The sequence below is a fragment of the Mycobacteroides franklinii genome (assembly GCF_002013895.1).
GTDB lineage: Bacteria > Actinomycetota > Actinomycetes > Mycobacteriales > Mycobacteriaceae > Mycobacterium > Mycobacterium franklinii.
Genome location: NZ_MAFQ01000015.1, coordinates 13,709 through 37,958, shown reverse-complemented (window position 1 = coordinate 37,958; position 24,250 = coordinate 13,709). Strand labels below are relative to the sequence as shown.

29 protein-coding genes are annotated in these 24,250 nt (G+C 63.8%); 17 read left to right on the top strand and 12 right to left on the bottom strand.

The window, feature by feature from the left end:
* Positions 1-4 precede the first annotated feature (4 nt).
* From B4393_RS22450 to B4393_RS22410, 10 genes are all read left to right on the top strand, one after another.
* The gene (locus tag B4393_RS22450; protein WP_078336041.1) at positions 5-205 is read left to right on the top strand and encodes a hypothetical protein; all 201 of its coding nucleotides are present in this window, start codon (positions 5-7) and stop codon (positions 203-205) included.
* Complete coding sequence (locus tag B4393_RS22445) at positions 206-1,258, top strand: glycine-rich domain-containing protein (RefSeq protein WP_078336040.1); 1,053 nt, start codon at positions 206-208, stop codon at positions 1,256-1,258. It abuts the gene before it with no gap.
* 15 nt (positions 1,259-1,273) lie between these two features.
* Positions 1,274-1,639, top strand: coding sequence for a hypothetical protein (locus B4393_RS22440; protein ID WP_062912512.1), 366 nt, complete (start codon positions 1,274-1,276; stop codon positions 1,637-1,639).
* Complete coding sequence (locus B4393_RS27675) at positions 1,636-1,785, top strand: hypothetical protein (RefSeq protein ID WP_157901321.1); 150 nt, start codon at positions 1,636-1,638, stop codon at positions 1,783-1,785. Before B4393_RS22440 ends, B4393_RS27675 begins: the two co-directional genes overlap by 4 nt.
* Before the next feature lie 7 nt (positions 1,786-1,792).
* Complete coding sequence (locus B4393_RS22435) at positions 1,793-3,028, top strand: N-acetylmuramoyl-L-alanine amidase (protein ID WP_078336039.1); 1,236 nt, start codon at positions 1,793-1,795, stop codon at positions 3,026-3,028.
* A complete protein-coding gene (locus B4393_RS22430) occupies positions 3,028-4,269 on the top strand; it encodes a hypothetical protein (RefSeq protein ID WP_078336038.1) in 1,242 nt (413 codons plus the stop codon). The genes B4393_RS22435 and B4393_RS22430 overlap by 1 nt, the downstream gene beginning before the upstream one ends.
* Before the next feature lie 108 nt (positions 4,270-4,377).
* Complete coding sequence (locus B4393_RS22425; protein ID WP_062912820.1) at positions 4,378-4,584, top strand: hypothetical protein; 207 nt, start codon at positions 4,378-4,380, stop codon at positions 4,582-4,584.
* Positions 4,585-4,866 (top strand): hypothetical protein, encoded by a 282-nt coding sequence (locus tag B4393_RS22420; RefSeq protein WP_062912510.1) that lies wholly within the window; start codon positions 4,585-4,587, stop codon positions 4,864-4,866.
* Entirely contained in the window at positions 4,863-5,057 is a 195-nt protein-coding gene (locus B4393_RS22415) for a hypothetical protein (RefSeq protein WP_078336037.1), read from the top strand. Before B4393_RS22420 ends, B4393_RS22415 begins: the two co-directional genes overlap by 4 nt.
* Positions 5,054-5,401 carry a putative phage holin gene (locus B4393_RS22410; RefSeq protein ID WP_062912508.1) on the top strand — a complete coding sequence of 116 codons (348 nt, stop codon included), beginning with the start codon at positions 5,054-5,056 and terminating at the stop codon, positions 5,399-5,401. The genes B4393_RS22415 and B4393_RS22410 overlap by 4 nt, the downstream gene beginning before the upstream one ends.
* A 110-nt stretch (positions 5,402-5,511) precedes the next feature.
* Here B4393_RS22410 and B4393_RS22405 read toward each other — a convergent pair whose 3' ends face one another.
* From B4393_RS22405 to B4393_RS22385, 5 genes are all read right to left on the bottom strand, one after another.
* On the bottom strand, positions 5,512-6,000 hold the full coding sequence (locus tag B4393_RS22405) for an ankyrin repeat domain-containing protein (protein WP_062912507.1): 489 nt from the start codon (positions 5,998-6,000) through the stop codon (positions 5,512-5,514).
* Between the two features lie 23 nt (positions 6,001-6,023).
* Positions 6,024-7,484, bottom strand: a complete 1,461-nt coding sequence (locus B4393_RS22400) for a GH-E family nuclease (RefSeq protein ID WP_078336035.1) — start codon at positions 7,482-7,484, stop codon at positions 6,024-6,026.
* Entirely contained in the window at positions 7,469-7,771 is a 303-nt protein-coding gene (locus B4393_RS22395) for a WXG100 family type VII secretion target (RefSeq protein WP_062912505.1), read from the bottom strand. The genes B4393_RS22400 and B4393_RS22395 overlap by 16 nt, the downstream gene beginning before the upstream one ends.
* Positions 7,772-8,074, bottom strand: coding sequence for a WXG100 family type VII secretion target (locus B4393_RS22390; protein ID WP_062912504.1), 303 nt, complete (start codon positions 8,072-8,074; stop codon positions 7,772-7,774). It abuts the gene before it with no gap.
* A 265-nt stretch (positions 8,075-8,339) separates the two neighbouring features.
* Positions 8,340-9,713 carry an NADP-dependent succinic semialdehyde dehydrogenase gene (locus B4393_RS22385; RefSeq protein WP_078336033.1) on the bottom strand — a complete coding sequence of 458 codons (1,374 nt, stop codon included), beginning with the start codon at positions 9,711-9,713 and terminating at the stop codon, positions 8,340-8,342.
* 29 nt (positions 9,714-9,742) lie between these two features.
* Between B4393_RS22385 and B4393_RS22380 the strand changes: the two genes are divergently transcribed.
* Positions 9,743-11,386 (top strand): acetolactate synthase large subunit, encoded by a 1,644-nt coding sequence (locus tag B4393_RS22380; RefSeq protein WP_070938800.1) that lies wholly within the window; start codon positions 9,743-9,745, stop codon positions 11,384-11,386.
* A 14-nt stretch (positions 11,387-11,400) separates the two neighbouring features.
* On the opposite strand, the gene B4393_RS22375 is transcribed toward B4393_RS22380, so the two are convergent.
* The 3 genes from B4393_RS22375 to B4393_RS22365 all read right to left on the bottom strand — a co-directional run bounded on the left by B4393_RS22375 (position 11,401) and on the right by B4393_RS22365 (position 13,194).
* Positions 11,401-11,826 carry an NUDIX hydrolase gene (locus tag B4393_RS22375; protein ID WP_078336032.1) on the bottom strand — a complete coding sequence of 142 codons (426 nt, stop codon included), beginning with the start codon at positions 11,824-11,826 and terminating at the stop codon, positions 11,401-11,403.
* 279 nt (positions 11,827-12,105) lie between these two features.
* Positions 12,106-12,462, bottom strand: coding sequence for a hypothetical protein (locus B4393_RS27345; protein WP_109420790.1), 357 nt, complete (start codon positions 12,460-12,462; stop codon positions 12,106-12,108).
* A 90-nt stretch (positions 12,463-12,552) separates the two neighbouring features.
* Entirely contained in the window at positions 12,553-13,194 is a 642-nt protein-coding gene (locus B4393_RS22365; protein ID WP_070938802.1) for an O-methyltransferase, read from the bottom strand.
* Positions 13,195-13,261: 67 nt separating this feature from the next.
* Here B4393_RS22365 and B4393_RS22360 point away from each other — a divergent pair, with 67 nt between their 5' ends.
* The gene (locus tag B4393_RS22360) at positions 13,262-13,870 is read left to right on the top strand and encodes a TetR/AcrR family transcriptional regulator (protein WP_109558655.1); all 609 of its coding nucleotides are present in this window, start codon (positions 13,262-13,264) and stop codon (positions 13,868-13,870) included.
* 228 nt (positions 13,871-14,098) lie between these two features.
* Entirely contained in the window at positions 14,099-15,679 is a 1,581-nt protein-coding gene (locus tag B4393_RS22355; RefSeq protein WP_070938804.1) for an LCP family protein, read from the top strand.
* 14 nt (positions 15,680-15,693) lie between these two features.
* Here the strand turns inward: B4393_RS22355 and B4393_RS22350 are convergent, their stop codons facing one another.
* Positions 15,694-16,170 carry a nucleoside deaminase gene (locus B4393_RS22350; protein WP_078336030.1) on the bottom strand — a complete coding sequence of 159 codons (477 nt, stop codon included), beginning with the start codon at positions 16,168-16,170 and terminating at the stop codon, positions 15,694-15,696.
* A 91-nt stretch (positions 16,171-16,261) separates the two neighbouring features.
* Between B4393_RS22350 and B4393_RS22345 the strand changes: the two genes are divergently transcribed.
* Entirely contained in the window at positions 16,262-17,170 is a 909-nt protein-coding gene (locus B4393_RS22345) for a LysR family transcriptional regulator (protein ID WP_078336029.1), read from the top strand.
* Here B4393_RS22345 and B4393_RS22340 read toward each other — a convergent pair.
* Positions 17,167-17,682, bottom strand: coding sequence for a DUF1990 family protein (locus tag B4393_RS22340; protein ID WP_078336028.1), 516 nt, complete (start codon positions 17,680-17,682; stop codon positions 17,167-17,169). The two genes, B4393_RS22345 and B4393_RS22340, sit on opposite strands and share 4 nt — an antisense overlap.
* The gene (locus B4393_RS22335) at positions 17,679-18,104 is read right to left on the bottom strand and encodes a winged helix-turn-helix transcriptional regulator (protein ID WP_078336027.1); all 426 of its coding nucleotides are present in this window, start codon (positions 18,102-18,104) and stop codon (positions 17,679-17,681) included. The genes B4393_RS22340 and B4393_RS22335 overlap by 4 nt, the downstream gene beginning before the upstream one ends.
* Before the next feature lie 116 nt (positions 18,105-18,220).
* Between B4393_RS22335 and B4393_RS22330 the strand changes: the two genes are divergently transcribed.
* A complete protein-coding gene (locus B4393_RS22330) occupies positions 18,221-19,414 on the top strand; it encodes a thiolase family protein (protein ID WP_070938809.1) in 1,194 nt (397 codons plus the stop codon).
* Positions 19,415-19,431: 17 nt separating this feature from the next.
* Here B4393_RS22330 and B4393_RS22325 read toward each other — a convergent pair whose 3' ends face one another.
* Positions 19,432-20,898: a DUF4185 domain-containing protein gene (locus B4393_RS22325; RefSeq protein WP_078336026.1), complete on the bottom strand. Its 1,467-nt coding sequence runs from the start codon at positions 20,896-20,898 to the stop codon at positions 19,432-19,434.
* Between the two features lie 261 nt (positions 20,899-21,159).
* Between B4393_RS22325 and B4393_RS22320 the strand changes: the two genes are divergently transcribed.
* Positions 21,160-22,680 (top strand): carboxylesterase/lipase family protein, encoded by a 1,521-nt coding sequence (locus B4393_RS22320; protein WP_078336025.1) that lies wholly within the window; start codon positions 21,160-21,162, stop codon positions 22,678-22,680.
* Positions 22,681-22,724: 44 nt separating this feature from the next.
* On the top strand, positions 22,725-24,230 hold the full coding sequence (locus tag B4393_RS22315; RefSeq protein ID WP_078336024.1) for a carboxylesterase/lipase family protein: 1,506 nt from the start codon (positions 22,725-22,727) through the stop codon (positions 24,228-24,230).
* Positions 24,231-24,250 lie beyond the last annotated feature (20 nt).

Genomic DNA, 24,250 nt, shown 5'->3' with positions numbered 1-24,250 from the left:
AGAAATGAATTTCGAACAGGACAAAGGCGGGTTCATCAAGGCGAAGGGACCCGACGGCTCCGAAGTATGGTTCAAGCCGCTGACCCTTGGCATGCGCAACGTCGCAGACGGTGTCGAAATGAAGTTCGCCGGACCGTACACCGTCACCGTTCAGGGCAGCGCCGAGGAATACCTCGAATTCCTCGAACCCTCTGCCGAGGAATAGATGCCCTGGTCTCCCAACCCGACCATCCCGCCACGGAGCTCGGGCGGCAAGTGGTCGCCGAATCCCGTTGCACCGCCGCGTACTAGTGGCGGCAAGTGGCACTGGGTGCCCCGCCTGGGCGCCACTGACACCGGCATCGGGGGGGACTCGGCAAGCCTGCTGGCCCACCTCACGGCAACTGACAACAGCATCGGTGAGGACCGCGCCTTGCTGGCCGCGCACCTGACCGGTCGCGACGACGGCCTCGGCGGCGACCAGGCCGCACTACTAGTGCACCTCACCGGTGCAGACACCGGGATCGGCGAGGGCTCGGGCACCGTGCTCCTGAAGTACTTCCTGGCGGGTGGTGACGACGGAATTGGCTACGACAGCGCTGCCCTGCTCGCACACCTGACCGGCCGCGACGACAGCAGCGGGACAGACCTTGCTGCCCTGCTAGTTCACCTGACCGGCCACGACGACGGAATCGGCTACGACAGCGCCGCGGTAGCCCGCTCGCCGGTTGCGCCGGTGCGCACCGACATCACCGCGACCGGCGCCTACAACTACCCGATCCCTGAGTGGTCCCTGATCATCGACTACGCAATATGGGCCGGTGCCGCATCCGGGCAGACCGGCAACGGCGCCGTCAGCACCGCAGGCAAGGGCGGTAAATCCGGCCAGCTCATCAGCGGCACCCTGATCCGCGGTGTCGACATTCCTTGGAGCCTGTCCAGCATCACCGGCACCGTAGGGGCCGGCGGGGCGCAGCCCGCCAACAGCGACGGCGCCGGACCCACGGCGGGCGCCAACACAACCGCCGTCATCAACGGCACCACGCAGACCGCAGCCGGCGGCACCGGCCAAGCGTCGAGCCAGAACGGCGAAACCGCTGCCAGCGCAACGATCGCCGGCACCAACTACACGGGCGGCGCCGGAGGTACCGGAAACGGCGGCACTGGAACCGCACCCGGTGGCGGTGGAGCAGGCGGCAACGGCGGCATCTTCGGCTCCCGCACACGCGGTGGACCGGGCGGCAACGGCCAAGCCTCATTCAGGGCACGTCAATCCTAGTGAAAGGCAGAAACCATGGCGGCAACAGCGGAGGAGAACCGCGCGGGATGCGACTTCATCACCGGCCGGGGTAACAAGATCACCGCGCACGAATCGGATCCCGGGACAACCGGCGCAGGATTGATCGCCACCACCCCAGCGTCAGGCAACACCACATGGCCAGCGGCTACAGACGGCGCTGGTGCCGACGCGGGATATGGCGTATCGCAAGGATCCCCCGTCACGCTTCAAGGACCAGCAGGGAAAGTCGTTGGCTGGTACGGCGTTTGGAACGGCTCAAAATTCCTGCGCGGTCACGCCCTGGATCAAAGCATGACCATCGGATCGAACCCGGTGAACTTCGACATCACCCCCAAAGCCCGATTCAAGGGCGGACAGTGACACCCCGTCAACTGCTCGCCGTGAGCGGGCTGTGCCTCGTCATAGGGGGAGCGGCATTTCCCCTCGGCTGGTGGGCATCGCACTACCTCAGTGACCGAATGGACAACTACGACCCACGTATCAGCCACGGTAAGCACGGATGGTGAACCACCCATGACCACGAAAGACCAAGTAGCCCAGATCATCGTCGCAGAAGCCAAGGCGCGCGGTCATGCTCGCGAGGAATGCCTGGCCGAAATGTCGGCGCTCTACCAAGAGTCCGCGTGGGACGAAGGGATCTGGGACCCCACGCACACCACATACGGAGTTGCACAACAGGATGCGAGCTACCCCAACCGATTCGGTGGTGCCTCCGAACAGGTCAAGGCCTTCTTTGACAAGCTCGACGCCAAGCGCACCGCGCCGGGCCATGGCGATATCTGGCTCAACATCTGCTGGCTGCAGCAAGCGCCGAACTGGCCGAGCGCGCAGTACTGGTACGAGCACGGCCGCCGCGCCTACCTCACTGAAATCAAATCGCGCATCGCGACCGTCACGCCTTATCTCGACAAGTTCTGGCCCATCGCCGACGGAGGAGCTACCTTGCCCACAACACAATTCGACTACGGCATCACGAAAGTGATGCATGGGTTCAACCCGAACACCCCCGACAACGCCACTGGCAACAGCAACGGACCGCGTAGCCAGACGCTCTACGTGGTGTTGCACACTCAGCAGGCAAGGGCCAGCGCCGTGGACCTCGCGGACTTCACCAACAACAGCTGGAAGACCCAGCCCGACAACCCGGTCTCGTATAACCTTGATGTCGACGACAAGGACACCATCGAGACCGTGCCCGTCGTCGAGGGGCCATGGGCCGCAGCCGATGCCAACAGCATCGCTGTACACATCTGCTTTGCCGGCAGCTTCGCCGAATGGCTGGCCGGCAAGTGGCTGGAAACCGACGCCAGCGACGGGCTCAATGAGGACGCCATGCTCACCCGCGGCGCCAAGGCCGTCGCAGCCGCGTGCCAACAGTTCAGCATCCCGGCCGTCTACGCCGGTGACGGAGGCGTGTCCGGGTGGCCCATCCTGCCCAAGGGCGTCGTTGGACACCGCGACTTCGGAGCACGCGGCGGCGGCCACACCGACCCCGGCAACGGATTCCCGATGGATGAGTTCCTGCGCCGCGTCCGCGCATTCATGTCGCCCACCGCGCCCGAGCAGCCCCCCGTCAAGGTGTTCCCGGGCGACTACACCGACCGCGAGCTGTTGGAATACATCGCCGCGCAGACCGGCCCCGGCCTCGACGCGTGGGGCGTAGACGGTGACCTCGGGCGCAACGCCCAAGGCCAGCGGCGCACGCTGCGCGCCGGCATGGCCGCGATCATGCGAAAGGTTGGTGCCTGATGGCCTGGACACCACCGAGCAAGCCTGGCGACTCCGATCCGCTACTCCCGTTCGCACGTAAGCACCTGTCCCGGTTCAGCTATGGAGCCACGCTCAAGGGCACCACCAGCGAGGTACTTGATGCTGACTATCTGGCGGCGCAACACCAGTTCAAGGTGAACCGGCACGCCGAAGTCATCAGGGGACTGAAGCCCGGCCCCGATCTCGACCCGGCGAGTGACGCGTTCGACTGGGCCACCAAGAAACAGCTCGGGTTGCTTGATGCAAGCCCCAGCACACCGGCGCCTACTGGGCCCCGGCATCCGGCATTCGTGTTCCGCGGTACCGGCGGCATCATCGGTCAGGACTACGTCAGCCGCGTCTGCCAAGGCGCGGCCGATCTCGTCGAAGAGATCAACACCCCGTGGGCAGCCACCATGGGCGGCATCCCCGTTGGAGCCTCGGGAGGGTTCGGCGACCCGTCCATGTGGCGGGCCGTGCAGGAAGCGTTCACCGCTGCCAAAGCTGAATTCACACGGCGCAGAACGGCTAACCCGAACATGAAAGCGGTGATCGGCGGCTACTCGGCCGGCGCGGTCGTGGCGGCATTACTGCGGCAATGGGTGCTCGCCAACTACCCGGACAACTATCTGTGTTCATTTTCCCTCGGTGACCCGACCCGGCCCGAGGGTGGATCGTTCTACGGAGGCATCGACCCGGGCGGGCACGGTATCTCAAGCTGGCTGTTCGGCGACCCCACCGACTACCGACACTGCTGGCTCACCAACGTCAGCGACCCCAACCGGCCGGACATGTACGGGCGCGTGCCCAAGGGCGCCACCGGCAAGATCATGCAGGACGCGTTCGACATGGTTACCCACGTCGAATTCAGCGATCCGATAGAGACTGCCCGCCAAATCATTCCGGTCATCCCGCAGATCGCGGCGGACGCCGGTATTGGCATCCCCGATGCGCTCGGCGCGCTGGCGGCCGGTATCCCCGGGCTGATCGGTTGGGGGTTACCACTGCTGACCGGTGCTCTCGGCGGGCTCATTGGTGGCGGCAACCCCGACACCCTGACCGGCACCGCAGCGGCGGCCAAGGCGGGGCAGATCGCATTGACGTTCGCGCTGGATTCCCCGCCCACCAGGGCGCACATCACCTACGAGTTCGCCGAAGTGTGGCCCGGCCAAACGTATCTCGGTCTGGCTATTCAGCACGTCCGCGACTGGTGCACTCGCACCCCTGCCCTCGCCGCGTAGATCGGCCCCGCGCGAGGAGAGCGCGCAGGGAACTCCCTCACGGTAAGCCCAACTGTCGAATTCACCGAATCGGTTATCCACAACCCCGAGAGGACATCAACCATGCCCATGCCCAACGACAATGTGCGGTTGGCGATTCACGCCGCCGCACTGCTCACCTTCATCATCGCAGTGGCGGTGCTCGTCGCGCTCGATCAGCTTCAAAGCTCCGAGGGCCTGACTTGGATCGTCACCGGCGCCGGCCTGATCACCGCCGGACTATCCACCACCAAGCTCATCGCCGACCGGCGCACCGGCCCCACCGACGGCCAGTAAATGGGTTCGGTATCGCTGGGGCCGATGTCACCATTGCTCAACTCGCCCGATGACTTCATGTTCGCCGGTGCGTTCATGGCCATTGCCATTCAACAGGTATGGATGGTGATCACCGGTCGGCTCGTGCCCCGGCGTACCCATGAGCGAGAACTCGCGCAGAGGGATGACGAGATTGCCTGGTTGCGCAAGACGAACGGCAAGTTGGACGAGACCGTGGACAAGCTGGCCGCGCCGGCCCGCTTGGCAGTACATGCCATCGAGGGACTGCGGGAGCAGACATGACGGTCCGACGTTTCAAGCGATGGCTGGGCGACCGCTCGGGCGTCGATGCCGCCCGTCAGGCCGACGCGGATGCACAACGGAAACTGGACAGCGCGAACGAGCTGTGCGACCGCGCTGAGGCGCTCATCGCGGCGAATGGGTTCGCCGACGCCATCGAACGCTCGATGCGCAGAAAGTATGGGACCGCATGAGAATCCGCCGGTGGCTGCATCCGACCGCCATCCTTGGACTGTCCGTCGCTGCGGTGCTGACCGACCCCTACGGAGTAACGCTCGCGATCACCACGTCTGCGCTGCTCGCCTGCCTGTTCACGCTGCTGTACATGGGCTGGTCCAATTGGCGCACAACGGAAGTCGGAAAGGTGCTCGCGTGGACGTATCTGTGGCTCTCAGGGCTGCTGGCGCAGATCGCGCTATCAGAATGGACACACCTGTCGTACCCGGGCCGTGAACAGGTGCGCGCCGTCCTCTATACCGCGCTGGCCTATTCGCTGACTCGCCTCGTCATCACACTGCGCAGGATCCAGAACCGATAGCAGCCCCACAGACCCCGCCCTAGGCGGGTTGAGACGCCCCCGGCTCCCGTGCTTCCCCAGCATGGTTGAGCCGGGGGCTTTTTCGTGTTTCAGGGAGGAGCGGTTGAGGTTTAGAGGCCGAGAATGTGGTTTACCGTGGGGTCTTCCACCATCTTGGCGAACTGGATAGCACTCACCCCGTTGTCGCCCTTCAGCGATAGGTTGGCTCCCCGTTCCCGCAGCAGTTCCAGGACCGCGGTTCCCGATGCCTTCGTGCTACCGAGTGCGATCGTTATCGGCGTCTCGCCCCGTCCATTGATCGCGTCGATATCGGCTCCAGAATCCAAGAGCAGCTTGACCACTTCCGGACTGTTCGTGCGCGCGGCGAAATGCAACGGGGTCCAGTTCTCGCCTTCTCTCGCGTTGACATCGGCACCACTGGCGATGAGACGTTCGCAATTGGCCAGTCGGTAGTCGGTTGTGCGTTTGCGGGCTTCTTCACGCTCGGCCGGGTCGGTCAGTTTCCAGTCGTTCTCGGACCCTTCGGGCCCGTCTAGTACTGCGTAATGCAATGGCGTACGTCCGTATTCGTCACGGTCATGGACGCCTGCTCGCCCCATCCTCGGCATCGTTGCTCCGTTCATTACGGCTTCTCGTATCGGTGACTGCGGTTCCCAGGGATGTCCTGGATCTCGTAGAGATCGGGGTTGTTCATTGCATCATTCCACCGCTGCCGTGACCAGTGCTCATCGGCAGCTTGCCGCTGCAGCGTCTTGAACTCATCACCGAACTTGTGCCCGAAGTCCCACTTTGAGTCGACTGGATACTTGATCCCGTTGGAATCGATGAAGTACTTACCATCGGCGGTTTTCGGAAGCCCTAGAACATCTGGACCGTAGCTGGCATTGCGGTCCACCAAGACCCGAACCGACTTGTCCGAGTTGACGACATAGTACTTCCCGCCGTCGGTTTTCATCGTCGCATCTTCGATAGCGCGCTTGGTTCCCACTCTCAAGTAGGGGCGCGGATACAGCCAGTCCAGACTGCCGGCGACTTCGCCGCTAAGTAGCCCCGCTTCTTCGGCGGCTAGCAATGAAACATTGGCGCCGGCAAGCGATTCCACTCGGCCGGCAGCGCTTACCGCTTGCGCTGCCGCAGCCACAGTAGGAAAAGTAGACGTTTCGGCCAGGGCGATGAACTCGCGAATCATCACGGCGATTTTGCGTCCAGCTTCCTCCAGCCGGGCCACGTCAACAATCTTGGATGCTGCCTCACTGGCGCCGGCGGTTATCGGAACCAGGATGGCAGCCGCCACCTCCACAATCCCCACGGTGGCCGCGAGCATGATGATTTCATTGGAGATCTTGTCGTGGACATCGTCGATGTTCTGCGCGTAGTGAAAGCACGCCATGCCCGCTGCGTGGAACGCGGTGGCGGTATCGTCCAAGCCGTCGCGGGCCTTCTGCAGGTTGGCCATCACATCGGGGATTTCGGGGGAGACCTGAGAATCAACCTGCCCCATAGGCCCATCGCCGGAAGCTGATTGACCGTAGCCGGGGGCATCGACCTGAAACGCTAGGTCGCTGATTTCGTTGGCCAGCGTGTTCCACGTGTTGGCGGCGTTCCGTAGCTTCTCCGGATCACCGTTGGGCCATACGGCGCCTTCAACGTGATCCTTGATGCTCTCCCACCAGCCCGGCGCAGCCTTCGCGCCCAGTGAGCCCGGAGCCGTCGGCGCCTGCATTGCGGACCTGTTCTGCGGCGGTGGTGTCCACCCGGGCGGAAACAGGTGCTTGTACTTCTCGGGCACCACAGTTGGTGAATCCGCGGCGCCATGGTTATGCGCCGTCGCATCCAGCAGGTCAGCAGCCTTCAGTACCGCGTTGACCGAGGTGGCTCCGAGCGTCAACGCTTCTTTGGCCAAGGCGTCGTACTCCTTGGCGAATTTCTGCCCCGCGGAGTCGGTGCCAGCCATACCCGCCGAGTCGGCCAGCCTCTCGCCAGCCGCGGTGACTTTCCCCTTGAACAGGCCGCCCATGTTCCCGAACTTCCAGGCAGCGTCCTGCACGACCCCGATATCGAAGATGATCACGCCGGCGGCCACATCTTCCGGTTGTGGGCAATCGCCTGGGTGTACTGGAAGTGCGACTTTCGGGCGGCCTCTTCGAGTTCCTCCTCCGCTTTGCGCATCTGCGCGATGCCCTCCAGCCATTCCTGGTGGTACTTCTTCTGCGCCTCCGCGTCGGCGCCAGTCCAGGTGGTGTGCAGGTCCCGGATCCGGCGATCTACATCATTGGCGCGCTTCTCGGCTGCGCGGTCGAACGCTGCGAGCTGGTCCGCGAAGTGCTCTAGGGCCTCGAGGTCGACCCGGTATCGATGATCATCGGCCATTTACGGACCCACCGAAGAGATGTTGCTGCTGCTGCCGGTATCGACGTCGGTGAATTGATAAGCGTGCTGCGCCAAGAGCTTTGCAACGCCATTCAACGCCTCGATGACCTTGGTGGCGCCCTCGGTCCAGGTGTCCCACTCGGGACGGTAGGCGCTGGCCGCTCGGCCCTCCCACGTGCTGGAGAGGTCTTCCCAGGCGTGCGTGATTCGCTCGAGCTCATTTTTCAGATCAGTGGACGCGTCCGCGGCAAGGTCCGATGCGCTCAGCATCTCGCTGGTCTGGGCGCTGAATGCCCCCGTCATGGCAACCTCCCCGAAGTGGTCTTGGGTGTGACCATAACCCGTCAAATGAACTGGCGAGAAGGCATAGGAAAACGTCGCTGTTGCATCATGCAACATGCCGCCGCGTTTTCCCACGTCAGATCGCGTTAGATCACGTTTGTCCACTGGCCGGAAATCTATTCTGACCTGCGTCGATAGGCTCTAATCAGCGGGTTCAATTCCCGGCAGCTCCACAAGAGAAGACCCCCCGATATTCGGGGGGTCTTCTGTTTAGCGTCGGGCAGATTCAGGCGATCCAGACCGTCTTGATATTGCAGAACTCGCGGATGCCATGGGCCGAGAGTTCGCGGCCGTACCCCGAGCGTTTGATGCCGCCGAAGGGGACCTCCGGGTAGGACACCGTCATACCGTTGATGAAGACCTGTCCGGCGTCGAGCTCGTTGATGAAGCGTTGTTGCTCGGCTTCTTCGCGTGTCCAGGCGTTGGAGCCCAGGCCGAAAGACGTGGCGTTGGCGATCTCGATCGCTTCGTCGATGTCGGTTGCGCGGTAGACCGAGGCGACCGGACCGAACACCTCTTCGCCGAATATTGGCATGTCCTGGGTGATATCGGTGATGACGGTCGGCGGGTAGTACCACCCTGGGCCATCCGGGCGTACGCCGCCGCAGCGGACGGTGGCGCCGGCCGCGACGGCCTGCTGGACCTGCTTGTCGACCTCGTCGCGTCCCTGCTCGGTGGCCAGAGGCCCGACGTCGGTGGCCGGGTCCGTGGGGTCGCCGACGCGTAAGGCAGCCATCTTCTCGACAAAGCGCGACAGGAAGTCATCGTAGATATCGCGATGGACGATGAATCTCTTCGCGGCGATACAAGATTGGCCGTTGTTTTGGACTCTGGCCGTGACCGCGGTTGAGACGGCCTGCTCAAGGTCCGCCGACGGCATCACGATGAACGGGTCGCTGCCGCCCAGTTCCAGCACGGTGGGTTTCACTTCATCGCCGGCAATCGCGGCCACTGAACGCCCCGCTGGTTCGCTTCCGGTGAGCGTGGCGGCCGCCACGCGCGGATCACGCAGAATCCGTTCAACCGCACCGGCGGGCACCAGAAGCGTCTGGAAGCAGCCGTCGGGAAATCCGCCGCGAGCGATCACATCGGCGAGGTACAGCGCCGACTGCGGCACATTCGATGCATGTTTGAGCAGGCCCACATTGCCCGCCATGAGTGCCGGAGCCGCGAACCGCACCGCCTGCCAGAGGGGGAAGTTCCACGGCATCACCGCTAGTACCACCCCAAGGGGTTGGTACTGGGCGTAGGCTTGTGATGCTTTGACGGCAAACGCGTCTGCCGATTCCGGAGCGAGCATGGATTGCGCGTGCTGCGCGTAGAACCGGAATCCCTTGGCGCACTTGAGTACCTCGGCCTTAGCCGAGGCCAAAGTCTTGCCCATTTCCAGCGTCATCAGGGCGGCAACATCATCGGCCTCCGCCTCCAGTAGATCGGCGGTGGCTACCGCCCAGGCCGTGCGTTCGGCGAAACTTGTTGTGCGGTACTGCCTGAACCGCTCGTGTGCGCGTCCGATGGCAGCGTCGATTTCCACATCGGACGCTGGTACGAAGGTTTTGATCGTCTCTCCGGTGGCGGGGTTGATCGTTGCGATAGGCATGTCTCTAGCGTGCCACTACCGTAGGAAAGATGAGCACAGCTGCCCAATTAATGGTGAAGTGTTTGGAAAACGAGGGTGTCTCCGTGGTCTTCGGGATACCGGGGGAGGAGAACATCCGGTTTATCCAGGCACTCGCGGCATCGGACATCCGCTACATCCTTACCCGTCATGAGCAGGGCGCGGCATTCATGGCGGAAATGTATGGCAGGGTCACTGGGCGTGCTGGGGTGGTATCCGCCACGTTGGGTCCCGGGGCAATCAACCTGCAGCTCGGAGTCGCCGACGCATCGACAAACAGCACGCCCCTAGTCGCGATCTCAGCCCAGGTGGGGCAGGACCGGGCTTACAAGGAATCTCATCAGTATGTGGACCTGGTGGCGATGTTCCGCCCGATTACCCGCTGGGCGGACGGTGTTCCCACCGCCCGCGCGATTCCGGAAATGTTCCGCAAGGCCTTCAAACTCGCGGAGACCGAACGGCCGGCGGCCGTCTTTCTGGCGGTGCCGGAAAATATCGACGCTGATGGCGCCGATTATGAACTGAATCCGCTGCCGCGCAATGTGGTACACGCCGAGGCGCCGATGGCCGGCCAGGTGCAACGGGCGGTCGATATCCTGCGGCGAGCGCATCGGCCGGTGGTGCTGGCCGGTCACGGCGCCGCCCGCGGCAATGCGACCGCAGCACTCATCCGGTTCTCCGAGGAGCTCGGCGTGCCGGTGGCCAACACCTTCCACGGTAAGGGCGCGATGCCCGATGATCACCCCAATAGCATGGGGACAGTTGGTTTCATGCGCCGCGACTACGCCAATTTCGGCTTTGAGCACGCCGATGTGATTGTCGCGGTGGGGTATGAGCTGCAAGAGTTCGACCCCGTCCGGATCAACCCGCTCGGTGACAAGGAGATCATCCACATCCATAGGTTCCCGGCCGAAGTCGATGCACACTACTCGGTGTCGGTGGGAATCATCGGCGATATCAGCGCGTCGGTCAACGCGCTCACCGATGACCTGGCCGGACATCGGTTCGACTGCAAGTCCGCTCCCGGATCCGCCCTGCTGGTCGAGGAATTCGCTCGGGGACAGCAGGATTCACGATTTCCCATGGCGCCACAGCGGATCGTGGCCGATATCCGGGCCACCCTGGGCCGTAGCGACATCGTGCTTGTCGATACCGGCGCTACCAAGATGTGGATGGCGCGTCTTTACCCGACCTACGAGCCCAACACCTGTCTTGTGTCCAATGGCTTGTCCACCATGGGTTTCGCGTTGCCCGGAGCACTCGGTGTCAAGCTGGCCCGTCCCGACGCGAAGGTGCTCGCCGTCGCGGGTGACGGGGCATTCCTGATGAACTCGCAGGAAATCGAGACTGCCGTACGCGAGCGGATTCCGCTGGTGGTGCTGATCTGGGAGGACGGGGGCTACGGGCTCATCGAATGGAAGATGGACCTCGAACTTGGCGAACACCATCATGTCTCGTTCACCAACCCCGACATCGTTTCCTACGCGGAGAGCTTCGGAGCCAAGGGCTACCGCATCACCGCCGCCGACCAATTACAGCCGACGTTGCAAGCCGCTCTTGACGATGACGGCGTTTCACTGATCGCCTGCCCGGTTGACTACTCAGAGAATCTGCGACTTACCGACCGGCTAGGGCAACTGGACGCAACTCTGTAGTGACTGTGGGGCCGCTACGGTCTTGGCCGCTTCCCGGACAGGATGGGAAGCACGTGTTCTGTGAGCAGCGGCGCCAGATCTGTGGGGTACGGCTCGTCGAGTAGCTGCCAGCGCAGTTCTTCGATTTCGGCGGCGGGCTGACTGACCGGTAGCGGCGGATGCGCGAACACCGTTGACTCAACATCGAATCCGGGTTCGTTCGCGGCTGCGGCTCGAAACACTCCGATCGGTTGCAGTGCGGTGGGTTCCAGATCTATCGAGAGTTCTTCGCGAACCTCGCGCACGGCGGTTTCCGCGGCGCTTTCGCCCGGGTCGGGCTTCCCGCCCGGCAACATGAACCGGCTACTCCCGCGTTTACGAACGGTCAGGACCGCTCCTCGATCGTCGCGCAATATGACGACACTGACCCGTATAGTCGGCACGGTTTCGCTCCTGCTCACGTCGCCAGCATAGAAACGTCAGACCTCAAATGCCGGGGCGTACGTGATCCGGCCAGTCGGTGTCGGGCGCTGAGGGTCGAACGTCAACGCCAGGAGGCGTCGCCGGCGACATCCATCCCTCGTGATCCCGAACGTGAAGTCCTGTGTATCGAGCATCGCCAGCTACCTTGCGTCACTGTAGATTTGACGCATAGTAGCTCCCGGCGACAGCTCGCGCATCTGATTATTTGCGGACTTCCGACACGATTTCTACCGCCCGGAGCCTTCAGTGTGCACAGTTCATTTCGCTGCGCGCTTGCATGCCACCGTGATGTAGGCGATCTGGTGGTCGATGTCATGGGACCAGGTGACGCCTCCGCGGGTGCCGGGACCATCACCAACGCCGCCACCGGCCTTGGTCTGTGTGGTGGTGTCCGCCCATACCGCCGGACCTATCCGAGTGCCGACCACCGATCCGGCATCCAAGGCGCAGTTGCCAATTCGCTCGTACTGAACTTTATAGCCCTGCGATTGGAGCTCAGCACCGAGTTCGCTGGGTTTCTGAGGAGATTGAGGTCCTGCGGAGGCGGGCGGCGCGCACAGCAACGCGAGAGAAGTACACGCCGCGGCCGACAAGCCGAGGGTAGATTGGAACATGCCACACCTTCCTGGAGTGGTTCTGAAGGCGTTGGCGGCGGGAGACTTTGGCGAGACGACCGCCGCCAACGCTTCTGTGAGATTTCACCGCTACGCACAACGGCAGCTGAGCTCCATGCATTCCCCGATCGGAGAGGCCACGCTCACATAGCCGTTTTCCGGCGTCCGGATGTACTCCAAATATGGTTTGCTGCTTTCGAATCCAACGTTGTCGGCGATCACCAGCGCGCCCGGGGCCAACTTGTCTTCCAGGATCTTCAGGATCGGGAGGTCAAGATCCGGCCAGCCGTCCAGCAGCAGAAATTCGATCGGTCCGTCAACGGCTTTCAGGGTTTCACGAGCGTCGCCTTCCAGGATGGTGATGAGGTCGGACACCCCGGCGTCGGCGAAGGTCGCACGTGAAGCGGCGATTTTCGCCCTGTTGAGCTCGGTCGTGATGACGCGGCCAAAACCGTTGTCACGAACGGCCGCGGCCGAATGCAGAGTCGAGATCCCATAGGAGAGTCCGTACTCGACGATGGTCTTCGGCTTGGTGGCACGGATCAGGCTGTAGAGGAGTCGTCCGGCATCGGGTGCGATCGGAACGTAGACGTTCTGGAAGAGCTCGGCACGTTCTTCGACGGACTTTTTGTGGAAGGTGTCGCGGTCCACGGGAACCGCATCGTGCGAAGCGTTCTGGAAGAGCCGGTCGACGATCGTTGCGAATTCAGGTTCGTGAAGTGTTGTGGTCATGATTCCTAGAATAGACGCAACGTATCGTCTAGTCTAGGGTGGTGATTCGATGGATGTCGTGAATGAGATGGCGAGGCCCCAGGGGGTAGACGACTCGCGCCGTCACTTCGGCAACCGACATGGCCGCAGCGAGACCGCGCGTGAGGCGGTCATTCACGCCGCCGACGATCTGCTGGTGGCCAAGGGCTATGCCGGGGTCACCATGGAGGGCATAGCCAAGGCGGCGGGCGTGGCCAAACAGACCGTCTACCGATGGTGGAGTTCAAAGGCCGAGGTACTGATGGATGTCTTCCTCGAAGACGCCGCGTCCCAGCTGGACCCACCGGATCTTGGCGGTCTGGCCACCGACCTGCGGCACCATCTGGGCGCCACCGCGCAATTTCTGACGACCGATGATGCGGGTGCGGTGTTCCGCGCCCTGATTGGTCAGTCGCAGCATGACGCACAGCTCGCGGATACATTCCGGGCTCGCTATCTGCGTGAACAGCAGGCTCGCGACCAGATTCCGCTCGCCCGCGCGGTGGCGCGAGGGGAATTGCCTGCCGACGTGGATGTTGCTCGCCTGGCTGAACAGCTGGTGGCGCCGTTGTACTACCGCGTCATTGTGACCGGCGAAGCGGTGGATGACGCCTTCCTCGACGGCCTGGTCGGGGATTTCCTGCGTCGATTGAAATGATGTCAATAAGACTGACATTTCGCGCCAATGTCATTGCCGGCGTGTTGTAGTACCACCGAATACGAACGTAAGACCACCCGGGTGATTCCGGTGCTGGGACTCACCCGTACGGATTAGCGGGCGGCCGTACCAGATCCACAACCACCTCACAGCTGGAGGACTCGCCGGAGAATCCGATGCCCGGTTGTCGGGTTTTGGACGACTATTGCAGAACAATGGTCAATTGTTATGGGCAAGCTACAGTCTGACCAGTCGCAGCGCTGGGTGCTGTCGAAGGGCCGCCTGGTTGTCGGTACGGCTGCCGCATTTGTCATGGCCATCACGGGTTTTGGCTGGGCTGGGTACAACACCACGGTGGGGCAGATCATCACGTCGCATGTGCTGCCTGGAGTGCTCACTCCCGTCGGTCAGGACCAGAACATTCTGCTCATGGGGCTTGATAGCAGGCTTGACCAGAACGGGCAGCCGCTGCCGCAGGAGATGTACGACGCGCTGCACGCCGGTGACGAGACATCGGGTGGGTACAACGCGAATGTGCTGATTGTGGTGCATATTCCCGGCAATGGCGGTCCCATCAGTGCGGTATCGATCCCGCGTGATGACTATGTGAATCTGTCGGGCTGCCCCGGGTCGGTCTGCAAAGGCAAGGTCAAGCAGGCCTACGGATTTGCCTACCAGCAGGCGCTGGATGCGCAGGCGAACGGCAACTCAGATGCCGCGGGCGCCAAAGATCTGACCGCGCGTGAACAGGCCGCCCGTGAGGCGGGGCGCAAGGCCGAGATCGACACCGTGAGTGACTTCCTGGGTGTGCAGATCGATCACTTCATTGAAGTGACACTCGCCGCGTTCTTTCAGATCGCCAAGACTGTGCAGCCGATCACGGTGTGCCTCAACCACGACACGATCGATGAGTTTTCCGGCGCCAACTTCCACGAAGGCGTTCAACAGATCGACGCATCTCAGGCGATGGCCTTCGTCAGGCAGCGGCGGGATGAAAACGACGGGTCATTCACGGATATGGACCGAACCCGTCGTCAACAGGCATTCCTGGTATCGCTTCTGGCCGCGGTGCGCAAGGGCGGGGCGATGTCGGACCCCGGCGCGATACGGAACATCGTGAACGTCGCCCACGACAATGTCGCGATCGATTCCGGCCTGAACATTGTCGATTTCGCCGCGCGCGCCTCGGAATTGACCAAGAGGCCGACGTCCTTCTACACGCTGCCCATCTCCGACTTCGGCGAGGATTCGAACGGTTCGGACGTCAACATCGTCGATCTCCCGACGGTCCGGCAGATCGTGCACGACCGCTTCTCTTCCGATGCCGCGCCCGAGGCGCCCAGTGCCGGCGCGGCTTCCCCGCCGCCACCGCTTGCGGCGCCCGTGGTGCTCAATGTTGTCAACGCGACATCGCGCGACGGGCTGGCAGCCGCGGTCGAGGATGCCTTCACGGCGCGTGGATTCACCCGTGGCCGCGCGTCCACGGCGGAAACCCAGTCAACGGAGAGCTCCATTGTCTACGGATCGGATGCGCAAGAGGGAGCGCAGGCCCTCGCCGATCAACTGCACCTGCCGATGGCGGAATCCGGTGCGGTCGCACCCGGAACCGTCCAACTGACCGTGGGGTCGCAACTCCCCGTGGACGACTACATCGCGCATCACAGTGCCGGGGCGAAGAGCGGCTCGTCGGCAGACGCCAGTCCCGCCGACAAGATGACCGCAGTTGCCGCCACGGGCACGGGCATTCAGGCGCCCACCCCTACCGATCTGAGTCAGCTCACCGCGAATGGCGTTCCCTGCGTTAAGTGATTCACGTGCGCGGATCAAGGCTGCGCACGGAACCGGACGTGCAAGGCGCGCACGTCGTCGGCGAGATCCGGTGCGGGACCGTCGGTCTCGATGCCGGGTGCCACCTGATTGATGGACAACGAGGCAACCGGACTCGGGGGCGCGCCGAGCTCGGTGAGCCACTGTGTCAGCTGGGCAGAGGAACTGGCGTACACAATGCGCCCCAGTCCCACCCATGCGTGCGCTGCCGAGCACATGGGGCAATGCTCTCCGGAGGTGTACACCGTGGAGGATGCGCGGTCGGTGGGCGACAGATTCCCGGCGGACCATCGAGCAAGTTCGAATTCGGGGTGGCGGGTGGAATCTCCCGTGCCGACACGATTGCGATCCTCGGCCAGTACGGCTCCGTCGGGCCCGGTGAGTAGCGACCCGAAGGGCTCGTCGCCGGCATCGAGTGCCTCGGCGGCAAGCTCGACGCAGCGACGCAGATGTCGGATGTCGTTGTCGTCCATGATCTTCCCATCGTAGCTCCGGTAGCCTCACTGCCCGCCGGTGGATAAGCCCGGTAGCAGGCATTTCGACGGCTCGTCATAAACTGGTCTTATGGCTCTTCCTCCGGGCACCCCCGACCTCGGTGTGCTGGACCTGTTGGTATCCGTGGCCGAGGCGGGCAGCCTGGGTGCGGCGGCACGTCAGCACGGTATTTCACAACCCGCCGCCAGCATGCGAATCCGGGCGCTGGAACGCCGCCTGCGGCTGGTGCTGCTGGAACGCGGCCCGACAGGTTCGCGGCTCACGGACGCTGGGCTGGCGGTGGTGGGTTATGCCACGCCGGTGCTTGCCGCGGCACGCGAGTTCGTCACCGGGGTGGCTGCGCTGCACTCCGATCAAGCGCCGCGCTTGGTTGTCGCCGCGTCACGCACCATTGCCGACCATCGGATGCCGTTGTGGCTCACCGCTCTTCGGGCACGGCATGCCGATGTCGCGGTATCCCTCGAGGTTGGAAACACACAGCAGGTGTGTGAGCTGGTGCGGGGCGGCGGGGCGACGCTGGGGTTCATCGAGGGCCCGCATGCACCGGCAGGCCTGGGCGGGGAAGTGCTGGGCGCCGACGAACTGGTCATCGTGGTCGGACCCACACACAAATGGGCCCGTCGGCGCAAGCCGGTGACACTGCGCGAGCTTGCGATCACTCCGCTGCTCATGCGCGAGCCCGGATCCGGCACCCGCGACACCGTGTGGGAGGTGTTGAGTGAGGTGTGTCAGCCCGCGGCACCGGCGGCCGAGCTGGGCTCCGCGGCCGCGATCAAGGCCGCCGCGGCAACAGGATTGGCGCCGGCGGTACTCAGCCGCCTGATCGCGGCGCCTGAATTGTCGGCAGGAACACTCATCGAGGTCACGCCTGCCGACGGCACCGTCTTCACCCGCCAATTCCGTGCCGTATGGCTGCCGGGCACTCCGCCTACGGGACCGGCGCGGGCATTGGTGGACCTTGCGGCGCTGATGGATTAGGACTGCAGTGACCGTAGGTAGCGACGGCGGAAGACCTTCTGTGCCACTAGAAGTACCGGGAACGCTTGCCGCCAGAGACCGGATGGCGCGGCCTGCGTCAGGGATCGAAGCGTGAGAAACACGGTGCCGTCAGCGTCGCGGTGGACGATGAACGCCTCCTCGCCCGACACCGGGTGTCCCGGCAAGGTGCCATAGGCGAATCCGCACCGGACGTCGGTGTCCGCCACGGCAACAATGCGCACGGGCTCGTGGACGGCGAGCGGCCCCCAGCCGAAGCTGATCTGAAACTCAGCGCCGTCGCTCACCGCGATGTCGGGGACAACGCGGAACCCGCTGCGCTGTTTGACTTCCCAGTTCAGAACCGCATGGGTGGCCGCACGCCAGAAGTCATCGCCGCGGCCGATGGTGATGGTCTGTTCGAATCGTCGTAGCCCGGGGGGAGTGGCGGGCCACTTCTCGTGACCCGGGCGTGTCGCGCCTGCGGGTTCGTAGGTCAATACGTCGGAACTCATGGAACCTGTCCAATGCGGCGGGGGGTGAGGTCATCGAATGTCACTGGCTCTGCACAGTTTTGGCAAGTCGGCTGGACATGCAGCGCCGATCCGCATTGGTGTTCCCAAACGCTGGGTGGGGGACCCTGCGTCACGAACTTGTCACCCCACTCCATCAGTGCGAACAGCACAGGTCGAAGCGCGCGCCCCGATTCGGTCAGCAGGTATTCGTAGCGGGGAGGACGCTGTTCGTACTGACGTTTCTCCAGAACGCCCGCGTCCACGAGCTTGCGCAGTCGAGTCGCCAGGATGTCGCGGCTGGCGCCGGTATTGCGGACGATCTCGTCGAAGCGCCGATTGCCCAGCATGATCTCCCGCAGGGCCACTAGGGTCCAGCGTTCCCCGACGACGTCGAGGGCATTGGCTATTGAGCAGGTTCTCATAGTCGTGAAACCCAACTTAGCACGTTATGCGGTCGATCACAGTTAGTTGTGATTTCCAACTAACTGGGCGTATACCGGAAGAACAGGAGTTCAACGGCGAATCCAGGAGGTAGGTCATGAGAGATGCAGTGATCGTCGACGCGGTGCGCACACCCGTCGGCAAGGGCAAGCCGGGCGGGTCACTCTCGGGCGTACATCCCGTCGATCTGCATGCGCATGCCATCCGGGCGCTCGTCGAGCGGACGGGAATTGACCCTGCCCTTGTCGACGACGTGATCAGCGGTGCCGTGGGACAGGTGGGCGAGCAGAGCTCCAACACGGCACGCTGGGCGGCCTTGGCCGCCGGACTTCCGGAGACGGTTCCCGCGGTGACCGTCGACCGCCAATGCGGCAGTAGTCAACAGGCCATCCACTTTGCCGCGCAAGGAGTTATCGCCGGCGCCTATGACGTGGTGATTGCCTCTGGCATCGAGTCGATGAGCCGGGTGCCCATGGGTAGTCAGAGCCTGGGTAAGGATTTCTTTGGTACCGAGGTGGCCGCCCGCTACCCGGATGGGCTTGTCCCGCAGGGCATCAGCGCCGAGTTGATCGCGGCGAAGTGGGGGCTGTCGCGCGAGCAGTTGGATGCCTTCGCCGCCGAGAGCCACCACCGCGCCGCGCGGGCGTGGGACGAGGGGCGGTTCGCGCGTGATGTGGCGCCGATCAAGGCCCCTAACGTGAATGGTGAACTGATCGAGGTAACCACCGACGAATCCGTACGGCCATCAACCACCGTCGATGTTCTGGCCGGCCTCAAGCCCGCGTTCCGTAATGAATTGTGGGAGCAGCGCTTTCCGCAGATCGATTGGAAGGTCACGGCAGGCAACTCCTCGCCGATCAACGACGGTGCGTCTGCTGTGCTCATCACGTCCAGTGAGACCGCGCAACGTCTTGGCCTGACACCCCGCGCCCGCGTGCATTCGGTCGCGGTAGTGGGCGACGACCCGTTGTACATGCTGACCGGAATCATCCCGGCGACCGCGAAAGTCCTTGATCGTGCCGGGTTGTCGTTGGCAGATATCGATGCCTTCGAGGTCAACGAGGCCTTCGCCTCGGTGGTCCTGGCGTGGCAGGCCGAGACCGGCGCGGACCTGTCCAGGGTCAACATCAACGGCGGAGCCACCGCGATCGGGCATCCGCTGGGGGCCAGCGGCGGACGGCTCATGACGACGCTGGTGTCGGTGTTGGAACAGACTGGCGGACGCTACGGCCTACAAACGATGTGCGAGGCAGGCGGTTTGGCCAACGCCACCATCATCGAGCGGTTGTAGGTAGGGGGCGGAACCGATCACGGAAGGGTCGTGCGCATCAACATCACGTTGTACGCGGACCACAGTGAGAGGTTGAAGTAGAGCTCCTTGCCGGTAGTCCACGGATGCAGGTACGGCGCGTAGGGCCCGCCCGGCATCTGGGACTCGGTGACGATGACCTGCGGCGGGCTCCAGGGGCCTTGGGGTGCGGGGGAGGTGGAGAGCAGCACGTCTCCCTGCTTGTCGCCATACATCACCAGATACTTCTTCAGATAGGTGTTGTACTGCGCGGACATCTCACCCACCGGACCCGAGAGGATCGGTGTCGCGGCATTGGGATCTCCCGGCACCCAGGTTCCCCGGTCGGTGTTCCAGAACTCGTGCTGGCGGGCGTCGGGCAGGTTTCCGGGCAGCGCGCGCGACACGAAGCCGGATCCGCTTCGCCCGGCAGGAGTTCCGAAGATGTAGATGTATCCGTCGTTGCCCTTGACGTATGCGGCCTGTTGGAAGTTTTCGTTCCCGGGGGTGAACGGCACCTGGCTGATGGCGTCCGGAGATGCCGGGCGGATGCTCTGCGGGAAGGTCTTCCAGTTCTGGCCGTTGTCGTTGGACACCGCGGTAGCCGAGTAGTTGGTGGTCCACTCGCCGGCGCTATCCCAGCTCTTGATGGACATGTAGTTCATGTACTGGGACCGGCCGACGGAGATGGCGGCGGTGGGGATGATGCCGCGTTCTTGGGCGGCCCATTTGATGGGCGGGATGATCTGCTTGGAGTAACCCGGGCGGGACTGCGGGGAACCGGCGTACGGGTTGGATGTCGATCCCTCCGCCACCGCAAGGCCGTGCGAGAGCGACTTGTCCTGGGTGCGCAGCAGGGTGTTGTAGCGCCACTGTTGGCTGCGCATCCCGCAGTATCCGTAGGTGTCGCCGAAGGCCATCAATACCTGGCGGCCGGCGTTATCGCCGTTGTCCCACATGATTCCGAGGTCGGTGCCGGAGATGCTGAACTTTTGAAGTGTGTTGGCGCCGGTGTCCACACCGGTCACCCAGCCGACCACTGATGTCGAGGGGGAGACGGCGGCTGCGGGGGCCGGGCCGACGGCCGGTGCCGGAGGAGCGGGAGCGACGGCGGCGGCCTGCCGGTCTTGCAGGTCGTTCGGAGAGCCCGGCTCCGGCGGGTTGGGCAAGCCCGGGTGCGCCAGTTCCTGGGCCCACCCGGACGCCTTCTTCGCGCCCTGTTGAGGCAGGACCTGTTTGAGGATTGCCAGGGGCAGCTTGCCCAGCTCCGGTAGTGGTGCCTTGTCATTGGCGCCGGCGGGCCTGCGGCCGATCGGGGGAGCCTGACCGGGTATGCCGTCGTCGGGGACCGGAGTCGGTGGCTGAAGCCCTGCGGCGGGACCGGTGCAGGGGTCGGCATACGCCAAGGGGGCGACATCGACCGCAACGCTTGATCCGATAACGGCCGAGGTCATCAAAACCACGGAGATCCGGCGGCGCGTCGACATGTCAGACCTTCCCGGGGCAGGACGTCACATCGACGTCAGCAATTGACTCCCGTGACAATAGTGGCAGGTGAGGCCAATGTGGCTATTGGTGCATCGATAGGTACGTTCCCGTGACCGGGCCGAAACCGAGGGCGTCGGCGCCGTCCGATTTCTGGATGTGATGATCAGTTATCTCTTGTTGATGGTGCGGGTGCTGGCGAATTACCTGGATCTGCCGTATCGGCGCCGCATCTGAGGTCGATGACAGCTATCTTGACTCCCATGGCTTCAGGGTCGAAGACGCCCACTGTCCGTGTGACCACTCCCAACGGGACCGTCGAGGGATTCGTGCGCGGAGGTGTGCGCCGCTTCCGGTCCATTCCCTATGCCCGTCCGCCGATCGGGTTGCTGCGTCTGCGTGCACCACAGCCGGTGTTGCCGTGGGACGGAGTGCGCGACTGCACCGAATTCGGCGCAGCGGCCCCACAACGACGCCGCTACCGCGTGCTGGGACCGGGTCGTGTTCAGCGCGCAAGCGAGGACTGCCTGACGGTCAACGTCGTGACACCCGATCGTCCATCCAACGATCCGCTGCCCGTCATGTTCTTCATCTACGGCGGCGGCTATCTACTGGGCAGCTCGGCGACCCCGTTGTACGACGGTGCCTCCCTGGCCCGGCGTGGATGCGTCTACGTGTCGGTCAATTACCGCGTGGGGGCACTGGGCGCCATGGACCTGTCGTCGCTGTCCGATCGCGATCACACCATCGACGGGAACCTGTTCCTGCGCGATGTGGTGCTGGCATTGCAATGGGTGCGCGAGAACATCAGGACCTTCGGCGGCGACCCGGGCAACGTGACAATCTTCGGGGAAAGCGCGGGAGCCCATTGCGTCGAGACGCTGATGGCCACCCCCGCGGCCGCGGGGCTGTTTCACCGTGCGATCTGCCAAAGCACCGCCAGCGGCATGGCAGTGCCGGCCGAGTCGGCTGCCCTGTATGCCCAGAAGTTCGCGGAAATTCTCGGTGCGACAACAGAATCAGCTGCCGATACGGTGCTGCGGGCGACCCCAGCCGAACTCGGCGCGGCACTGGACGCACTGATCGCCGACATCGTGACCAACATGCCGGGCGGTTCATTCGCGATAGGTCCATGCATCGACGGGCACTACCTGCCACGCCATCCCATCGAGGCAATGGAACATGGTGAGGCACATCGGGTCCCATTGATCGTCGGTCACAATGCCGATGAGGCCAAGCTTTTCACTCGAGTCCTGAAGATGATGCCGCTGTCCGAGTCGGCGCTGGAGGGCATGCTGACACGGGGCGGACCCGGTCATCGCGATCGCATCGTGGCGGCATATCCCGGGTATCCGGAGCGCTCCGCTCGGGTGAAGCTGGCCGGTGACATGAACTTTTCCACGGCTGCCTGGCAAATGGCCGAGGCCCACCACCGCTATGCGCCGGTGTATTTCTATCGCTACGACTACGCGCCCGGGGCGCTCCGGATGGCCGGTATGGGCGCCACCCACGCCACAGAATTGCTCGCCGTGTTCGATAGTTATCGCGGTGCCATGGGCACCATGATGGCGGGCGCCATCGGCCGTCGTGATGCCGTGCGGGTGAGCAATGACGTGCAACGACGATGGCTTGCCTTCGCGCGCAGCGGGATTCCCGGTGACGGTTGGCCCACCTATGAACCGCCAGATCGTGCGGTGATGGTGTTCGATCACGCCACTCGCGTGGAGCTGGACCCGGAGGCCACCCGGCGCGCGGCATGGGAAGGATTCAGCCTCACTCTCTGAATCAGGCATTGTGGGCCAACCGGTTGGTTGCCTAGGATGTGCCGATGGCAAAGAAGCCCATCCGCATCAACACCGCCAACGGCACCGTCGAAGGATTCACCCGGGGCGGTGTACATCGTTTCCGTGGGATTCCCTATGCCGAGCCGCCGGTGGGTCTGCTTCGCCTGCGTGCACCTCGCCCGGCTCAGTCGTGGACAGGGGTGCGCAAGTGCCGTACGTGGGGCGCTGCCTCCATTCAGCAGCAGCGCTACGCGATCATCCTGCCCGGCAAGCCGCAGAAGCTCAGCGAAGATTGCCTGACTCTGAACGTCGTCGCCCCTGAGGGGCCGATCAGCGGGCCGCTGCCCGTCATGTTCTTCATCCACGGCGGCGGGTACTTCCTGGGCAGCTCGGCCACCCCGCTCTACGACGGGGCGAGCCTGGCGCGGCAGGGTTGCGTGTATGTCTCGGTCAACTACCGGCTGGGTGCCCTTGGCTGCGTGGATCTTTCGTCACTGTCGAATGACAAGCACACCATCGACAGCAACTTGTACCTGCGCGACTTGGTGTTGGCGTTGCAGTGGGTGCACGACAACATCGGTGCCTTCGGAGGCGATCCCAACAACGTGACGATTTTCGGGGAGAGCGCCGGATCGCACGCGGTGAACACACTGCTCGCCGTGCCTGCGGCAGGGGGCCTGTTCCACCGGGCGATCTGCCAGAGCACCGCCACCGGGCTGGTGGTCAACCCCGAGGATGCCGCGATCAATGCTCGTCAGTTCGCGAAATACCTGGGCGCTACCGACGCGAACGCCGCCGAAACCGTGCTGTCGGCGAAGCCGAAGGATTTGGTGAAGGCGCTGTTCCGTCTGATTGGGTCGGCCAAGCATGTGCCGGGACTGTCGTTGCGGATCGGGCCCAGTATCGACGGCGATGTGCTGCCGCTGGATCCCAACGAGGCCATGGAACGCGGTGAGGCGCATCGTGTTCCGCTCATCATCGGGTACAACGCCGAAGAGGCGACCCTGTTCACGAAGATCCTCAAGATTCTGCCGATCACCCCGCAGGCCCTCGAGCACTCGCTGTCCAAGGGCGGACCTGATTTCGTCCAGCGCATTGTCGCGGGCTACGACGGGTATCCGGCGCCGAAGGCGCTGCTGAAGCTGGCAGGGGATCTGGCGTTCGGTTCGGCGGCGTGGCGCGTGGCCGAGGCACACGGCCGTCACGCGCCCACGTACTTCTACCGGTACGACTACACGACGCAGGCATTGCGCCGTTACGGGTTGGGACCCACCCATGCCATCGAACTGCTCGCCGTCTTCGGCACGTACCGGACTATCGCCGCGCCGTTCCTCGCCGGCCGCAAGGACCGGGCGACAGCGCGCGCCGTCAGCGATGAAATGCAAAGCCGCTGGCTGTCATTCGCGCGCACCGGGGTGCCCGGTGACGGTTGGCCCACCCATGCGGTGCCCGATCGTCAGGTGTTGATCATCGACAACCCGTCCCGTTTGGAGGCCGATCCTGATGGGGATCGGCGCCCGCTGTGGCAGGACGTCGCCTCCATCGCCTAGCCGACCCGCGGCGGTACGTT

Bases quoted from the DNA above. Each gene is read 5' to 3' on its own strand.
- B4393_RS22450 (WP_078336041.1), top strand. From the start codon at position 5: ATGAATTTCGAACAGGACAAAGGCGGGTTCATCAAGGCGAAGGGACCC.
- B4393_RS22445 (WP_078336040.1), top strand. From the start codon at position 206: ATGCCCTGGTCTCCCAACCCGACCATCCCGCCACGGAGCTCGGGCGGC.
- B4393_RS22440 (WP_062912512.1), top strand. From the start codon at position 1,274: ATGGCGGCAACAGCGGAGGAGAACCGCGCGGGATGCGACTTCATCACC.
- B4393_RS22435 (WP_078336039.1), top strand. From the start codon at position 1,793: ATGACCACGAAAGACCAAGTAGCCCAGATCATCGTCGCAGAAGCCAAG.
- B4393_RS22430 (WP_078336038.1), top strand. From the start codon at position 3,028: ATGGCCTGGACACCACCGAGCAAGCCTGGCGACTCCGATCCGCTACTC.
- B4393_RS22425 (WP_062912820.1), top strand. From the start codon at position 4,378: ATGCCCAACGACAATGTGCGGTTGGCGATTCACGCCGCCGCACTGCTC.
- B4393_RS22420 (WP_062912510.1), top strand. From the start codon at position 4,585: ATGGGTTCGGTATCGCTGGGGCCGATGTCACCATTGCTCAACTCGCCC.
- B4393_RS22415 (WP_078336037.1), top strand. From the start codon at position 4,863: ATGACGGTCCGACGTTTCAAGCGATGGCTGGGCGACCGCTCGGGCGTC.
- B4393_RS22410 (WP_062912508.1), top strand. From the start codon at position 5,054: ATGAGAATCCGCCGGTGGCTGCATCCGACCGCCATCCTTGGACTGTCC.
- B4393_RS22405 (WP_062912507.1), bottom strand. From the start codon at position 6,000: ATGGGGCGAGCAGGCGTCCATGACCGTGACGAATACGGACGTACGCCA.
- B4393_RS22395 (WP_062912505.1), bottom strand. From the start codon at position 7,771: ATGGCCGATGATCATCGATACCGGGTCGACCTCGAGGCCCTAGAGCAC.
- B4393_RS22390 (WP_062912504.1), bottom strand. From the start codon at position 8,074: ATGACGGGGGCATTCAGCGCCCAGACCAGCGAGATGCTGAGCGCATCG.
- B4393_RS22385 (WP_078336033.1), bottom strand. From the start codon at position 9,713: ATGCCTATCGCAACGATCAACCCCGCCACCGGAGAGACGATCAAAACC.
- B4393_RS22380 (WP_070938800.1), top strand. From the start codon at position 9,743: ATGAGCACAGCTGCCCAATTAATGGTGAAGTGTTTGGAAAACGAGGGT.
- B4393_RS27345 (WP_109420790.1), bottom strand. From the start codon at position 12,462: ATGTTCCAATCTACCCTCGGCTTGTCGGCCGCGGCGTGTACTTCTCTC.
- B4393_RS22365 (WP_070938802.1), bottom strand. From the start codon at position 13,194: ATGACCACAACACTTCACGAACCTGAATTCGCAACGATCGTCGACCGG.
- B4393_RS22360 (WP_109558655.1), top strand. From the start codon at position 13,262: ATGGCGAGGCCCCAGGGGGTAGACGACTCGCGCCGTCACTTCGGCAAC.
- B4393_RS22355 (WP_070938804.1), top strand. From the start codon at position 14,099: ATGGGCAAGCTACAGTCTGACCAGTCGCAGCGCTGGGTGCTGTCGAAG.
- B4393_RS22350 (WP_078336030.1), bottom strand. From the start codon at position 16,170: ATGGACGACAACGACATCCGACATCTGCGTCGCTGCGTCGAGCTTGCC.
- B4393_RS22345 (WP_078336029.1), top strand. From the start codon at position 16,262: ATGGCTCTTCCTCCGGGCACCCCCGACCTCGGTGTGCTGGACCTGTTG.
- B4393_RS22340 (WP_078336028.1), bottom strand. From the start codon at position 17,682: ATGAGTTCCGACGTATTGACCTACGAACCCGCAGGCGCGACACGCCCG.
- B4393_RS22335 (WP_078336027.1), bottom strand. From the start codon at position 18,104: ATGAGAACCTGCTCAATAGCCAATGCCCTCGACGTCGTCGGGGAACGC.
- B4393_RS22330 (WP_070938809.1), top strand. From the start codon at position 18,221: ATGAGAGATGCAGTGATCGTCGACGCGGTGCGCACACCCGTCGGCAAG.
- B4393_RS22325 (WP_078336026.1), bottom strand. From the start codon at position 20,898: ATGTCGACGCGCCGCCGGATCTCCGTGGTTTTGATGACCTCGGCCGTT.
- B4393_RS22320 (WP_078336025.1), top strand. From the start codon at position 21,160: ATGGCTTCAGGGTCGAAGACGCCCACTGTCCGTGTGACCACTCCCAAC.
- B4393_RS22315 (WP_078336024.1), top strand. From the start codon at position 22,725: ATGGCAAAGAAGCCCATCCGCATCAACACCGCCAACGGCACCGTCGAA.